Below are 14098 nucleotides of genomic sequence, written 5' to 3'. Positions count from 1 at the left end.
GCGGTGGAGGTACAGAAGCGGAAGTACAGAAGCGGAGGTACAGAAGGTGAACGGAGCTCAGGTTCACCGGCAACCAGTGTGACGGGCAAGGGCAGTTGAGGAAACAGTGAGAGACGAGGCGATCCGCCGCGCCCGGGTCGGCCGCCGCTCACCTCCCGGCCGCACGGCGTTCATGTGCCGCCTCGATCCTCCACACGCGGTGCGAAAGCACCGCGGAAGGCAACCGCAGAAGGCAGCGGTAACGAGAGGCGGCGCAGTCATGGGGCACGGACATCACCACCACAGACATGAGCACGGGGACGGACACACGCACGCGCACGGGCCCGAGGAGGCCACGGCCCTGCCCGCCGCCTTCGACACCTCCGTGCCCGACGAGGCCCTGACCCCCGAACAGCGCTCGCGCCGCTCGCTGCTGCGCCGGGCGGGCCTGCTGGGCGCGGGCCTCGCGGCCGGCGGTGTCCTCGGCGCCACCCCCGCGGCAGCCGCCCCCGCCGCCGCAGCCCCCGCCACCGCCGGCCGCCGCACCCACGGCTTCCTGTGGCTGGCCGGCGACCACCACATCCACACCCAGTACAGCAGCGACGGCAAGTACCGCGTCGTCGACCAGGTCCGCCAGGGCGCGCGGCACGGCATGGACTGGCTGGTCATCACCGACCACGGCAGCGCCACGCACGCGAAGATCGGCGTGGAGAAGGTCAACCCGGACATCAGGGAGGCCCGGAGCGCGTACGAGGACACCCTCGTCTTCCAGGGCCTGGAGTGGAACATCCCGGGCGCCGAGCACGGCACCGTCTTCGTGCACCCCGGCAAGAACGAGGTCTCGGTCCTCAAGCAGTTCGAGACCGACTACGACGGCAGCGTCAAGGGCGCCTCCGACTCCACGCCCGCCAACGAGGCCCTCGCCGTCGCCGGCCTGGCCTTCCTCGGCGACCAGGTCCGGCGCCGCAAGGTCAAGGACGCGCTGATGCTCGCCAACCACCCGGCGCGGCGCGGTGTCGACTCCCCGCACGAGATCCGCGCCTGGCGCGACGCGACCGGCTCGGGCCGCCGGATAGCCGTCGGCTTCGAGGGCGCCCCCGGCCACCAGGCCGCCGGCCTCCCCACCCCGCTCGGGATGGCCCGCGCCCGCGGCATCTACGACAACAACCCGAGCGCCAACTCCTTCGCGGGCTACCCGTTGGAGAGCTACCGCACCTGGGGCGGCTTCGACTGGATGACCGCCACGGTCGGCGGCCTGTGGGACAGCCTCCTCGCCGAGGGCAAGCCCTGGTGGATCACCGCCAACAGCGACAGCCACCAGGTGTACGCCGACACCGCCGTACGCGGCCCCGGCGGCGACTTCAACGCCAACGGCCGCTACGAGGACCCGGTCTACGGCGGCAGGATCGACATCACGCAGGGCGACTACTGGCCCGGCCAGTACAGCCGCACCCACGTCGGCGCCGACGGCTTCTCCTACGCCGCCGTCATGGACGGCATCCGCGCCGGCCGCGTCTGGGCCGACCACGGTCAGCTCATCAGCGGCCTCGACGTCCGCGTCTCCGGCGGCGGCCGCTGGGCCACCCTCGGCGGCGCCCTCCACGTCAGGAAGGGCACGAACGTCACGCTGACCGTCGACATCGCTCTGGCCGGCGGTCCCAACTGGGCTGGATTCACGCCCGAGTTGGCGCGCGTGGACGTCATCCAGGGCGATGTCACCGGTCCGGTCTCCGACCGGGACACCTTCACCGCGCCGACGGCGAAGGTCGTGACGTCGTACGAGATCGACAAGCCCAGCGGCACGGTCCGGTTGACGTACCGACTCGGGCGCGTGGACCGGCCGTTGTACGTCCGGCTGCGCGGCAGCGACGGCAACCGCTCGGCCGTCGGCGCGATGGGCGCGGCGGTGGACCCGGCGGGCCCGGCCATCGATGTCGTCGGTGACGCGGACCCGTGGCGCGACCTGTGGTTCTACTCCAACCCCGTGTGGGTCCTGCCCTCGTGACGCCGTACGACCTCACGCGGTACGCCCTCACCGTGGACGCCGGGATCCGGGACCTGCGCGCCGCCGACCACCTGCTCCACACGCTGGCCGCCGAACTCGCCCTCCCCGAGGGCGCGTTCGGCTGCACGCACCTGGTGCGCGGCGACCGCCCGCGGGTCGCCCTGTCGTTCACCCTGCCGTCCGAGCCGCTCCTGAGCACCGTCCGGGAGCGGCTCGCGGCCGGGGAGTACGAGGTGGCGCCCGGCGTCCCGGACACGGCGGGGCGTGCCGTCCTCTACCCGGGCGTGTCCGCCCTCACCGGCACCCTGACGGTCGCCGAACTGCTCACCCGCTCGGCGATCGACCGGGTGGCGGTCCTGGGCACGCCCGGCGAACCCGCCCCGGACACCCGGCTGGTGACGTGGGACCACGTCCGCCCGCAGTGGCAGCACGACGGCACGCTCGTCCTGTCCACCATGCCCGCCGTCGGCGGCACCCTCGTCCCCTTCGAGGTCCCCGCCCCGACACCGTGCTGCGCGGACCACTGAGGCCCTGCGCCGCGCCCTCACCGGCGACCGTAAGGTGGCCGGTGACTCAGGGGGAGGGGCATGTCGTACGAGGCGCGGCGGGACGAGGACACCGGCGGACGCGCCTCACGCGCAAAGGCACCTCCGGGCGACGCACGTCCGCTGTGGCGGCAACGGAGCTTCGCGGTCTTCTGGGCCGCGCAGACCCTCTCCGTCCTCGGCGACTCCTTCGCGCTGATCGCCCTGCCCCTGCTGGTCCTTGAGGCCACCGGCTCGCTCGCGCGGATGGGCCTGCTGACGGCGGTGGGCGGGGCCGCCGCGGTCGTGGCGGCCGTGTTCGCGGGGGCGGTGGTGGACCGCGTCGACCGGCGCAGACTGCTGATCGGCTGCGATCTCGTGCGGATGGTGCTGTACGGGGTGATCCCGGTGGTCTGGCTGTTCGGGCCGCGGGTGTGGCTGCTGTACGCGGTCCTGCCGCTGTGCGAGGCCGTCGGGATGCTGTTCGCGGTCGGCTACGTCACTGTCGTGCGCTCACTCGTCGGCACCCGCCAACTCACCGAGGCCAACGGCAGGTTGAACGCGACCGCCGCCGCGGCGGGCGTCCTGGGCCCGCTGTGCGCCGGGCTGGTGGCGGCCTGGACCGGACCGGCGACCGCCGTGGGCGTCGACGCGGCCAGCTTCGGGGTGTCGGCGCTGTGCATGCTCTACGTCCGGTTCCGGGCCCGGCCCGCCGAGGCACCCGAACGCGCCGGCCTCTGGCGGGACCTGCGCACCGGCGTCGACTTCCTGCGCGGCCACCCGGTGCTGCGCTCGCTGACCGTCCTGCTGTTCTTCTTCAGCTTCCTCACCCTCGGCCTCAACGACCTGCTCATCTACCACCTCAAGCACGACCTCGGACACGACGACGGCACGGTCGGCACCGTCATGGCCGTCGGCGCCCTCGGCACCATCACCGGCGCCCTGCTGGTGGCGCGGCTGCGCCGCCGGCTCGGTTTCGGGTGGACCTGGACCGGGAGCGTGGCGGTGTCCGGGCTCGCGTTCGCCGGCCTGGGCTGGGCCCGGGACGTGCCCGTCGTCGCGGCCCTCGGCGCGGCCTTCCTCGCCTGCGTCGCCGTGGCGGGCACCTGCTCCATGTCCCTGCGTCAGGAAGTGACCCCGGAACCCCTGCTCGGCCGGGTCACCTCCGCGTTCTGGACCCTGCAGTACGCGGCCGCCCCGCTCGGCGCCGCCCTCCTCACGTGGGCCGCCGAACACCGGGGCACCGCCCCGGTCGGCCTGGCCGCCGGAGGCTGCTGCGTCCTCATCGCGGTGGCCGGGCTGTTCACACCGATACGACGGTCGGGGCGGGGCTGACCCGCCGGCCGCGCTCAGCCGGCCGCGGCCTCCGAGGCCTCGTCGGGCTCCGCCACCACCCACCTGGACAGCACCGCGGCGACCGCGCCCGCCACGATCAGCGTCACCAGCGCGATGCGCAGACTCGCCACGCCCGCCAGCAGACCCACCGCCGGGCCCGCCGTCAGGAATCCCGGCCACTGGCCGATCGTGATCACGGAAACGCCCTCACCGGCCGGCACCCCGGGCTGCCGACCGGCCAGCGCGATCAGCGCCGGGAGCACACACGCGATGCCGAGGCCCAGCACGACGAACCCGGCGAAGGCCAGCGGCAGCGAGGGCCGGGCGAGGACCAGGACGGCGCCCAGAACCGCGGTCAGCAGGGACAGCCGTAGAAAGGCACCGCGGCCGAGGCGGGCCACGAGACGGTCGCCCAGCAGCCGGGCGAGGAGGATCGCGACCGAGAAGGCGGTGTACGTCGCCGCGCCGAGCGCCGCCCCCTCGCCCAGGTGGTCGGCCGTGAAGACCGAACTCCACTGGGAGGCCGCGCCCTCGACGAAGGAGGCGAAGAACGCGATGACGGCGAGCAGCACCAGCTGCGGAGTGAACCTCTCCCCGACCGGCCGCCGCCGCTTGCCGGGGGCCTCCTCCTCGGGCAGCCAGAACGCCCACGCCAGCAGCAGCGCCCCGAGCACCGCGCTGCTCATCGCCAGCTGTACGCCCGGGGAGATGCCGGTGGCCGCCGCGAGCGTGCCCAGGGCGCCGCCCCCGAGCACCCCGCAGCTGTAGGAGGCGTGGAAGCCCGACATCAGGGGCCGGCCCTGGTGGCGCTCCACGGCGACCGCGAGCGCGTTCACCGGCGTGGCCAGGAAGGTCGCCCCCACGCCCCACACCGTGAGGCCCACCACCAGCGCCGGCACCGCGGAAGCCCCCGCCAGCACCGGCGCGTTGAGCAGCACCACCGTCGCCCCGGCGAGGGCCAGCAGCCGGGTGCTCACCCGGCCGATCAGCACCGTGATCAGCACGATCGCCACCAGATCCCCGGCCGCCGACGAACTGCTCAGCAGCCCCCACTCGGTGGTGCTCAGCCCGACCTGGTCCCGGATCGCGGGGATCCGGGCCATCCAGCCGCCCTGCGTGGCCCCCAGGACGACGAAGACGAGGCCGACCGCGAGGCGCGGACGTAATCCGGAGGTGGTGGTCATCCGTTCACCCCGGTGTAGTGCCGCAGGCTCCACCGCCACAGCAGCCGCGACCCCAGGTAGGCCAGCACGCCCACCAGTGGCGCGGACGCCGCCAGCCAGTACGGCACTCCGGTGTCGTGGCCGTGCCCGGTGAGGACGGCGGCCGGGAGGTAGGCGACGAACGCGAGGGGGAGGGCGTAGGTCAGGAAGCCGCCCACGGCCCGCGGCAGGACGTTCAGCGGATAGCTGCCGAAGGTGCCGAGGAGCTCCTCCAGCCAGCGGCTCCAGTAGTCGGCGGCGGGGAAGCGCAGGGAGGCGCAGGCCAGCGCCGTGAACAGGGCCGCCTCCAGCAGCATGCCGCCGACGACCGCCGCGACCAGGTAGGAGATCCGCCCCGCCGACCAGTCCAGTTCGCTGCGGCTGAGCGCGCCGACCATCAGGCCCGCCGCGACCGTGAGGTCACCGAGGGCGTTGGTCGGGAAGTAGGAGAGCTGGACCTGCCGGTGCACCGGCATGGGCCGCATCAGATAGATGTCGATCCGGCCCTCCTGGATCTGCCGGCCGATGAAGTGCACTCGCCCCAGCAGCAGTACGAAGAGCCCGTGCGCGAGCATCCGGGTGGCCGGGATCAGCAGCACCTCGGAGCTGTCCCAGCCGCCCATCCCGGTGAACCGGGCCAGAAGCACGGTCGCGAACACGATCACCGAGACCTGCCAGATCGCGCCGATCGCCACGTTCAGCAGGAACTCGGCGCGGTACTCCAGCTGCGCACGGAAGTTGAGCCGCGTGACGCGCCATGTGATCCGGAGGGCGTTCATGGTCCTCACCCTCCCTGGGAGACGACACGAAGGGCGGCGCGCCGCCACAGGAACCGGGTGAACAGGGCGAGCACCACGACCCAGCCGGCCTGCACCGCCAGCTGCCCGGCCGCGTCCGACAGCGGGATCCGGCCGATGTAGATCGACAGCGGCACGTTCAGCGTCGCCTGGAAGGGCAGGAAGGAGCTCATCGTCACGAACCAGTCCGGGAAGAACCACAGCGGCGCGTATACCCCGGACAGCAGGTTCTGCGCGAAGATGATGATCAGGATCGCCGAATTGTTGCGCAGCGCCCAGAAGCACCACTGGTCCGTGGCGAGCATGATGTAGTGCAGCACCCACTGGCCGAGCAGCAGGCTCAGCAGGAACACCCCGGTCACGGCCGCCGACCCGGGCGGTTCCACCACGCCGGCCGCCAGGCAGATCAGGTAGCCGCCCAGCGCCCACGCGAACCCGTACACCTGCTCGCCGAGCGCGCGCAGGGCGTAGTAGCGCTGGGGCGGCAGCGGGCGCAGATACCAGTAGACGATGGTGCCGAAGTGCATGTGCTGGATCACGGTGTCCCGGCCCGCGAACTGGTCCAACTCCCGCAGCCGGGAGGCGAGGACGGCCAGCACGGCGTAGGTGACCGCCTGGCTCTCGCCGAGTCCCGCGGTGGTGCCGGTGTGGGAGTACAGGCCGTGCCACAGGGACGCCACCAGCACCACCTGCACGAGCAGGCGGAGCGCGACGCCCGTCATCCGGGGTGGCGCGTTCAGCTCGCCGAGCGGGGTGACGCGGGCGACGCGCCAGGCGGACAGGGCGGCCATCACGCGGCGGCCCCCGCCTGGGCGTAGGCGTTGCGCATCACGTCCTCCAGGTCGGCCTCGTCGATGGCGACACCTGTCACCTCGTACCGCTCGATGATCGCCTTCAACGCCGAGTTCACGGTGGGGGCTTCGGGTCCGTCGGGGCCGAACACGACCTGCGGTCCGTCCCGCCGCAGCAGCGCGATGCCCGGCAGCGCCACGGCGTCCGTGTGGGCGTCGGCCAGGGTCGCGCGTACCTGCCAGGTCGAGCCGAACCTGCGGCGGATCTCGTCCAGGCTGCCGTCCAGGACGAGCCGGCCGTGGTTGATCAGCACGACCCTCTCGGCCAGCCGCTCGACCTCCGTCATGTCGTGCGTGGTCAACAGGACGGTACGGCCGCGCTGTTCGACCTGGTGGCGCAGGAACTCCCGCACCTGTTCCTTGACGACGACGTCCATGCCGATGGTCGGCTCGTCCAGGAACACCACCTGGGGGTCGTGCAGCAGGGCCGCCGCGAGGTCGGAGCGCACCCGCTGGCCGAGGGAGAGATGACGGACCCGGGTGTCCCAGAAGGACGACAGGTCCAGCAGCTCGTCGAACTCCTTGAGCCGGGCCGCGTGTTCGGCCTTCGGCACCTCGTAGATGTCCCTGAGGATCGCGAAGGACTCCCGGGCGGGCAGGTCCCACCACAGCTGGGTGCGCTGCCCGAACACCGCGCCGATGTTACGGGCGTTGCGCTCCCGCTCCTGGTACGGCACCACGCCCGCCACCCGGACCTCGCCGGAGGTGGGCGTGAGGATCCCGGTGAGCACCTTGATGGTGGTGGACTTGCCGGCGCCGTTCGGGCCGAGCAGGGCGAGGAGTTCGCCGGGGGCCACGTCGAAGGTGATGTCGCTGACCGCGTGCTTGGCGACCCGCTCGGGATTGACCAGGGAGCGCAGCGCGCCCGCCACTCCCGGGCGGCGGACGGTGGTGTGAAAGACACGGGACAGGCCGTGGACCTCGATGCTTCCGCTCACGCTGTGAACTCCCTTGCTCGGAACATGAGGAGCGGCCGGTCGGAGTCAGGGCCGACCGGCCGCGGGCACCTCACGACCGTCGCAGAATGTCGATCAGTCGGTCAATGGATTAATCGATCACGGACATGGACTGTCCGGTGGGGACTAGCCGGTCACCGAGAAGACGAAGGAGAACTCCGCCGGCTCCGCGAGCAGGTGGTACCGCGGCAGCGGGCCCGGACCGCAGGACTGCGTGCCGACGCCGTGCACGCCGTGGTCGAGGTGCACCCACACCGTCCCGCCCGCCGTCAGACCGGTGCGGTGCGTGGCCGCGTCGAGCTGCTCGGTGGTCCAGCGGCGTGCGGCGAAGAAGAACTCCGGGTCGCCCTCGATCCTCAGGCCGCCGAGCTCCACCCAGCGCACGTCGGCACGGGCGCCGTTCTCCTGCGGGCGCACGTACGGCGTCTGGAGGCCGTCGACCGTGGACTCCCAGCGGCCGATCATGGAGGCCAGCCGGGTGTCCGGGTAGGCCTCGCCGGGGCCGCCGCCGAACCAGGTGACGCGGTCGGCCCCGGTGAGCCCGAGCCGGACGCCGAGCCGGGGCAGCGGCACCTTCCACTCGCCCTCGGGGGTCACGGACACGGTCAGCCGCAGCCGCTCCCCGTCCGAGGTCCAGCGGTAGACCGTGGCCAGGCCCACCTCCTGGGCGGCGGGCGCCACCCGGGTCCGTACCGTCAGCGCGTCCTCGCCCGCCTCCACGGAGTCCAGGCGGTGCCGCATGCGGTGCAGGCCCAACCCCCGCCACAGGGCGGAGTAGTTGATGCCCGAGTTCCACTCCGTGCCGTCGTCGTTGTCGGTCGGCGCCCGCCACACGTCGAGCCGCGGATTCTCCACCGCGACCCCGCCGATGGTCCGCAGAGCGCCGGTGCGGGCGTCGAAGGAGGCCGGGCCAAGGGTGATCCGGTCCCCGTCGAGAGCGGGCCGGCCGGTCGGGGAGACCGAGGGCACCGGGCGTGCCGTCACCGGCACCTGCCCCCAGGCCACCACGTGTCCCTTCGGCGCCCACGCGGTGTCGGCCGCCAGCAGCGCCCGTACCGTCCACGCGGTCTCCGAGCCGTCGCGCGCCGGGGCCGGCGCCTGGGGCAGCTTCACCTCGGCCGACTCACCGGGCGCCAGCGGCGGCACCGACAGCGCGCCGGTCTCGACCGTCTCGCCGTCCACCTGGTGGGCCCACTCGAAGGCCAGCGCCGACAGATCCGCGAAGTCGTACTTGTTCGTGACCCGTACGGTGCCGGCGGCGCCGTCGCCCTCGATACGGACCGGCTCGATCACCTTCTTGAACTCGACGAGCCCGGGGGAGGGGGTGCGGTCCGGGAAGACCAGCCCGTCGCAGACGAAGTTGCCGTCGTGCAGCTCCTCGCCGAAGTCGCCGCCGTAGGCGTAGCCCAGCTCGGGATGGGCCACACCGTGGTCGATCCACTCCCAGACGAAGCCGCCCTGGAGCCGGTCGTACGTCTCGAAGAGCTCCTGGTAGTCGGCGAGGCCGCCGGGGCCGTTGCCCATGGCGTGCGCGTACTCGCACTCGATGAAGGGCAGCCCGCGCCGCTTGTGCGCGCCCCCGTCCAGGTCCTTGCCGATCTGCTCGACCTCGGCGTGGGAGGCGTACATGCGCGAGTACACGTCCGTGTCCCGGCAGCTCCAGTCGCCCTCGTAGTGGACGAGCCGGTCCGGGTCCCGGCCGTGGATCCACTCGGCCATCGCGGTCAGGCCGCGGCCGGTGCCGGCCTCGTTGCCCAGCGACCAGAACACGATCGAGGGGTGGTTCTTGTCCCGCTCGACCATGCGGGCCGCGCGGTCCAGCAGGGCCGGGGTCCAGCGGTCGTCGTCGACGGGGTTGTCCCGCCACTGCTGCTCGCCGAAGCCGTGGGTCTCCAGGTCGCACTCGTCGATGACCCACAGGCCGTACTCGTCGCACAGGTCCAGGAAGGCCGGGTGCGGCGGGTAGTGCGAGGTGCGCACGGCGTTGATGTTGTGCCGCTTCATCAGCAGCACGTCCTCGCGCATGGTCGCGAGGTCCAGGGAGCGGCCCTTCTCCGGGTGCCATTCGTGGCGGTTGACGCCCTTGAACAGGATCGGCTTTCCGTTGACCTTGATCAGGCCGTCGTCCAGGGCGACCGTGCGGAAGCCGATGCGCAGCGGGACGCGCTCGCCCTCGGTGACCAGCTCGCCGTCGTACAGCCTCGGGCTCTCCGCCGACCACGGCTCGACCGCGACCGTCACCGCCTCGCCGGTCGCGACATCGATGTCGAGGGCGGGCACGAGGACCCGGCCGGCGACCTCGGAGTCGACGCGCAGGGTGCCCTCGCCGACGGTGTGGTCGTAGGAGGCGTGCACGAAGAAGTCGCCGGCGCCGCCCGCCGGGCGGTGCAGCAGCGTGACGTCACGGAAGATGCCGGGCAGCCACCACTGGTCCTGGTCCTCCAGATAGGAACCCGCCGACCACTGGTGCACCCGGACCGCGAGAACGTTCCCGGACGGCTTGAGCAGGTGCCCGACCGCGTACTCGTGCGCGAGCCGGGAGCCCTTGAACTCGCCGATGTCCGTGCCGTTCAGCCACACCCGGGCGCAGGACTCCACGCCGTCGAAGCGCAGGACCGCCCCGCCGTCCGACGGCCAGTCGGACGGCAGGTCGAAGACCCGCAGATGGTCACCGGTCGGGTTCTCGGTCGGCACGTGCGGCGGGTCCACCGGGAACGGGTAGAGCACATTGGTGTAGATCGGCGCCCCGAAGGCGCCGTCGCCCTGGAGGACCCAGTGGCCGGGGACCGTGACCTCGGCCCAGTCCCCGGCGTCGTAACCCTCCCCGGCGAACGAGTCGTCCTCCGCGTCGGCGGTGGCCGACAGGCGGAAGCGCCAGCTGCCGTTCAGCGAGAACGACCGCGCGTCCGAGGACGCGTACCAGGCGCGGGGCGCGAGCGCCCCGCTGCCCGGTGAGACGTCCTCCACGTAGTCGACGGCGGAGGAGGTGCGGGTGGTGCGGAAAGACATCGGTCTCCTTGCTCAGCCCTTGATGCCGGTCTGCGCGATCCCCTGGACCAGCCAGCGCTGGAGGAAGAGGAACACGAACAACAAGGGAAGGATAGAAATAGCGGTCGCCATGAAGATCTGGTGGAACACCACCGTCTGCCCGGTGGTGTACGACGAGAGCGCGACCTGGACGGTCCACGCGCTCGGGTCCTGGCCGATGACCAGCGGCCACAGGAAGGCGTTCCAGCCGTTGATGAAGGTGATGGTGGCGATCGCGGCGAAGAAGTTCAGCGAGTTGGGCACCACGACACGCCAGTACGCGCCCCAGTATCCCAGCCCGTCCACGCGCGCCGCCTCCTCCAGCTCCTTGGGGAACCCCAGGAAGTACTGCCGGAAGAGGAAGCAGGTGAAACCACTGAACAGGCCCGGGATGATCAGACCCCGGTAGGTGTCCACCCAGCCCAGCGAGGACACCAGCACGAAACTGGGCACGAAGGTCACCGCGGTCGGGACCATCAGGGTGCCCAGGACGACGTAGAAGATCTTGTTGGCGTGCTTGTACGGGATGCGGGCCAGACCGTAGCCCGCGAGGGAGCAGATCAGCAGGACGCCGACGGTGTGGAGCACGGCGACGACCGTGGAGTTCCACAGCGACCGGGCGAAGGGCACCGAGGAGTCGTCGAACAGGGCGCCGATGTTGCCCCACTGGAGGTCGGTGGGGAAGAACTGCCAGTTCTCGCCGGTGATCTCGGCGTCGGTGGACAGGGCGTTGCGGAGGATCAGATAGAACGGGACGAGGAACAGGAACGCGGCGACGGCCGTGGCGAAGTACAGGCCGGTGGAGCTCATCACGTTCCGGCCGCGCCCGCCGCGACGGGTCCGCCGGGTCGGCGGGGTCTCGTCCAGCTGGGGCATGGTGGCGGTCACTTGGACTCGTCCCCCCTTCCGAAGCCCATGATCCTGCCCTGGAACAGGGTCACGACGCAGATCAGCACGGTCAGGATGACGGCCCCCGCGCTGCCGGCACCGTAGTCCTGGCTCTCGCCCAGGGCCTTGTAGTACAGCTCGACCAGGGGCGGGCGGCCCCAGGTGGTCTTCGACAGCAGGTTGAAGAACTCGTCGAAGGCCTGGTAGGCGGCGATCAGCAGCAGCAGGACCACCGCGGTGGAGGTGGCCCGCAGCTGGGGCAGGGTGATGTGCCGGAAGGTCTGCCAGCCCGGCTTGGCACCGTCGATGGCGGCGGCCTCGTACAGTTCGCCCGGAATGTTCTGGAGCGCGGCCAGGAACAGGATCATGTAGAAGCCGGACTGCAGCCAGAGCCGGGCCGAGACGATGACCAGCCAGTACCAGGGCGGGTTGGGGTCGGCCAGCCAGGCGATGTTCTCGATCCCGAACCAGCCGAGGACGGTGTTCATCAAACCGAAGCGGACGCCGCTGAAGATGGACATCTTCCAGATCAGCGAGGCGGCCACATAGCTGCACGCGGTCGGCAGGAAGAACACCGAGCGGAAGAACGCCCGCATGAAACGCAGCCGGTTCACCAGCAGGGCCAGGCCCAGCGAGAACGCCCAGGTGGTGGGCACGATGAACGCGGCGAAGACGGTGAACGTGCCGAGCGAGCCGACGAAGTCGTCGTTCGTCAGCATGTACGTGTAGTTGTCGAAGCCGATGAACTTGTCCGGCGTGACGGTGAAGCGCGCGTCGAAGAAGCTGAGCCAGACGCTCCAGAGGATCGGCGCGTAGATGAAGATCGCCAGGCCGATGAGGAAGGGCCCGGTGAAGAGCCAGAAGTTGAGTGTGGCGCTGCCCCGCAGCCCCCGCCGCGGCCGGGCCGGTGAGGCCTTGGCCGGGGCGGGGCGCGCGAGGTCGGGTGTCTTGGTCACCGACATGTCGTGGTCCGTCCCGCGGCCTATCCGAACAGCTTCTTCAGTTCGCGGTTGACGACCGTGTCGCACTTGTCGAGGGCGGCCTCCGGGTCCATGTCCTTGCGGACGGAGTTGGCGAAGACGTCCTCGAAGGCGGTGCGCATGGCCTGGGTCCAGCCGATGTTGTCGAAGTGCCCGAACTCGTTGAAGAGCCGGACGCCCTCGGCGGCGTTGCCCGACTTGAGCTTGGTGGCGGACTGCGCGAGCGAGGCGCGCGGCGGGATGTGGAAGCCGTAGGAGGTGGCCCAGTCCTCCTGGTACTTCTTCTGGTCGATCCACAGCCACTTGACGTATTCCTTGGCCGCGTCGACGTTCTTGCCCTTGGCGTTGACGAACATCGACCAGCCGCCGTTGTAGACCGACTGCTTGCCGGAGTCGACGGTCTTGGGGAAGGGGAAGACCCCCCAGTCGTCGCCGAGCGCCTCCTGGATCGCCGGCATCGCCCACATGCCGCAGAACTGGATGGCGCACAGGCCCTGGGTGAACGAGGACGGGTCCCAGGACTCGGTCGGGGCGCCGAGGAGAAGGTCGCCGCTGGTGAACAGCTTGCGCATCTTCTTCAGGCCCTCGACGACGCCGTCCGTGTGGTAGGCGATCTCGTTCTTCGCGTCGAGGTGCTGGGCGCCGGCCGACCAGATCAACGTGTCGTTGACGCTGTGCAGGTCGTTGCCCATGTACAGGCCCTTGACCTTGCCGGTGGTGAGCTTGGCGGCGGCCTCCATCAGCTCGTCGAGGGTGGTGGGCACCTCGACCTTGGCCTGCTCAAGCAGCGACTTGCGGTAGAAGAAGAACTGCGGGTCGTCGATCATCCGGACGCCGTATATCTTCCCGTCGACCGTGTGCGACGTGATGTCGGCCGGGTTGAAGTCGCTCTTGACCGGCGCGACGAGGTCGGTCAGGTCCGCCACCTGGCCGCTTCTGACCAGCTGGATCTGCGGGTGGAACTCGAAGAGGTCGGGCGCCTTGTCGGTGAGCAGCGTGGCGAAGAGCTTGCTCTCGAAGTCGGAGCTGGTGATCCACTGCGTGGTCACGTTGGCCTTGTCGTAGGCCTTGGCGTACCGCTTGATGGCCTGCTCGGTGCCCTGCTCGCCGTAGGCGTGGAAGTACTGGGTGAGGTTCACGCCCGAGGCGCCGCCGCCCCGGCCGTTGTTGCCGCCGCACGCGGCGAGTCCGCCGGCGGCGGCCAGGCCCATGGCGGCGCGCAGAACGTTACGGCGGTCCCAGGTGCTGTTGCTCAATGCCGACATGGCGACGTCCTTGTCTCGAGTGCGGCTGCGGCTCAGACGCTCAGCGGAAGATGGCTGGAAGAGCGGTGCGGAGCGGGACGTTAACCTTCGGCTAAGGCTTCGGCAAGGGGTTGAACGAAGCCTGTTCGAAGCGTTGCGTAACGTTCGGTATACCGGACGTGATCAGTTGCGTTCCGGTGGCGGACCGGTCACGAAGGGGTCGCGAAGCCTGGTCAGGAGGGTGGTACGGCGGCCTGCGGGCCGTCGTGTCAGGACGACGGCCGTGGCGTCAGGACGACGGCCGTGGCGT

The 14098-nt window shown here is 71.0% G+C and carries 11 protein-coding genes; 3 read left to right on the top strand and 8 right to left on the bottom strand.

Annotated elements, in window-relative coordinates; translation table 11 throughout:
- Positions 1 to 259 precede the first annotated feature (259 nt).
- The 3 genes from K4B79_RS02460 to K4B79_RS02450 are packed head-to-tail and all read left to right on the top strand — an operon-like array spanning position 260 to position 3843.
- Positions 260 to 1984: a PHP domain-containing protein gene (locus K4B79_RS02460; protein ID WP_232024481.1), complete on the top strand. Its 1725-nt coding sequence runs from the start codon at positions 260 to 262 to the stop codon at positions 1982 to 1984.
- Positions 1966 to 2511, top strand: coding sequence for a hypothetical protein (locus K4B79_RS02455; RefSeq protein ID WP_374208407.1), 546 nt, complete (start codon positions 1966 to 1968; stop codon positions 2509 to 2511). Before K4B79_RS02460 ends, K4B79_RS02455 begins: the two co-directional genes overlap by 19 nt.
- Before the next feature lie 60 nt (positions 2512 to 2571).
- Complete coding sequence (locus tag K4B79_RS02450) at positions 2572 to 3843, top strand: MFS transporter (protein WP_232024480.1); 1272 nt, start codon at positions 2572 to 2574, stop codon at positions 3841 to 3843.
- Positions 3844 to 3857: 14 nt separating this feature from the next.
- Here K4B79_RS02450 and K4B79_RS02445 read toward each other — a convergent pair whose 3' ends face one another.
- The 8 genes from K4B79_RS02445 to K4B79_RS02410 form a co-directional block, all read right to left on the bottom strand.
- Entirely contained in the window at positions 3858 to 5027 is a 1170-nt protein-coding gene (locus K4B79_RS02445) for an MFS transporter (RefSeq protein ID WP_232024479.1), read from the bottom strand.
- On the bottom strand, positions 5024 to 5824 hold the full coding sequence (locus tag K4B79_RS02440; protein ID WP_232024478.1) for an ABC transporter permease: 801 nt from the start codon (positions 5822 to 5824) through the stop codon (positions 5024 to 5026). The genes K4B79_RS02445 and K4B79_RS02440 overlap by 4 nt, the downstream gene beginning before the upstream one ends.
- 5 nt (positions 5825 to 5829) lie before the next feature.
- Entirely contained in the window at positions 5830 to 6633 is an 804-nt protein-coding gene (locus K4B79_RS02435; RefSeq protein ID WP_232024477.1) for an ABC transporter permease, read from the bottom strand.
- On the bottom strand, positions 6633 to 7631 hold the full coding sequence (locus tag K4B79_RS02430) for an ABC transporter ATP-binding protein (RefSeq protein WP_232024476.1): 999 nt from the start codon (positions 7629 to 7631) through the stop codon (positions 6633 to 6635). Before K4B79_RS02430 ends, K4B79_RS02435 begins: the two co-directional genes overlap by 1 nt.
- 144 nt (positions 7632 to 7775) lie before the next feature.
- Complete coding sequence (locus tag K4B79_RS02425) at positions 7776 to 10658, bottom strand: glycoside hydrolase family 2 TIM barrel-domain containing protein (RefSeq protein WP_232024475.1); 2883 nt, start codon at positions 10656 to 10658, stop codon at positions 7776 to 7778.
- A 12-nt stretch (positions 10659 to 10670) separates the two neighbouring features.
- Positions 10671 to 11552 carry a carbohydrate ABC transporter permease gene (locus K4B79_RS02420; RefSeq protein ID WP_232024747.1) on the bottom strand — a complete coding sequence of 294 codons (882 nt, stop codon included), beginning with the start codon at positions 11550 to 11552 and terminating at the stop codon, positions 10671 to 10673.
- Positions 11553 to 11560: 8 nt separating this feature from the next.
- On the bottom strand, positions 11561 to 12526 hold the full coding sequence (locus K4B79_RS02415; RefSeq protein ID WP_232024474.1) for a carbohydrate ABC transporter permease: 966 nt from the start codon (positions 12524 to 12526) through the stop codon (positions 11561 to 11563).
- A 20-nt stretch (positions 12527 to 12546) separates the two neighbouring features.
- Positions 12547 to 13809, bottom strand: coding sequence for an ABC transporter substrate-binding protein (locus K4B79_RS02410; RefSeq protein WP_232024473.1), 1263 nt, complete (start codon positions 13807 to 13809; stop codon positions 12547 to 12549).
- Positions 13810 to 14098: the final 289 nt, after the last annotated feature.

The sequence above is a fragment of the Streptomyces lincolnensis genome, assembly GCF_021173675.1.
GTDB classification, from domain to species: Bacteria; Actinomycetota; Actinomycetes; order Streptomycetales; family Streptomycetaceae; genus Streptomyces; species Streptomyces lincolnensis_B.
This window is presented reverse-complemented; position numbering and strand designations above follow the sequence as displayed.

What these genes read in the sequence shown, in the direction of transcription:
- K4B79_RS02460 (WP_232024481.1), top strand. Translation starts at nt 260, where the DNA reads ATGGGGCACGGACATCACCACCACAGACATGAGCACGGGGACGGACAC.
- K4B79_RS02450 (WP_232024480.1), top strand. Translation starts at nt 2,572, where the DNA reads ATGTCGTACGAGGCGCGGCGGGACGAGGACACCGGCGGACGCGCCTCA.
- K4B79_RS02445 (WP_232024479.1), bottom strand. Translation starts at nt 5,027, where the DNA reads ATGACCACCACCTCCGGATTACGTCCGCGCCTCGCGGTCGGCCTCGTC.
- K4B79_RS02440 (WP_232024478.1), bottom strand. Translation starts at nt 5,824, where the DNA reads ATGAACGCCCTCCGGATCACATGGCGCGTCACGCGGCTCAACTTCCGT.
- K4B79_RS02435 (WP_232024477.1), bottom strand. Translation starts at nt 6,633, where the DNA reads ATGGCCGCCCTGTCCGCCTGGCGCGTCGCCCGCGTCACCCCGCTCGGC.
- K4B79_RS02425 (WP_232024475.1), bottom strand. Translation starts at nt 10,658, where the DNA reads ATGTCTTTCCGCACCACCCGCACCTCCTCCGCCGTCGACTACGTGGAG.
- K4B79_RS02420 (WP_232024747.1), bottom strand. Translation starts at nt 11,552, where the DNA reads ATGCCCCAGCTGGACGAGACCCCGCCGACCCGGCGGACCCGTCGCGGC.
- K4B79_RS02415 (WP_232024474.1), bottom strand. Translation starts at nt 12,526, where the DNA reads ATGTCGGTGACCAAGACACCCGACCTCGCGCGCCCCGCCCCGGCCAAG.
- K4B79_RS02410 (WP_232024473.1), bottom strand. Translation starts at nt 13,809, where the DNA reads ATGTCGGCATTGAGCAACAGCACCTGGGACCGCCGTAACGTTCTGCGC.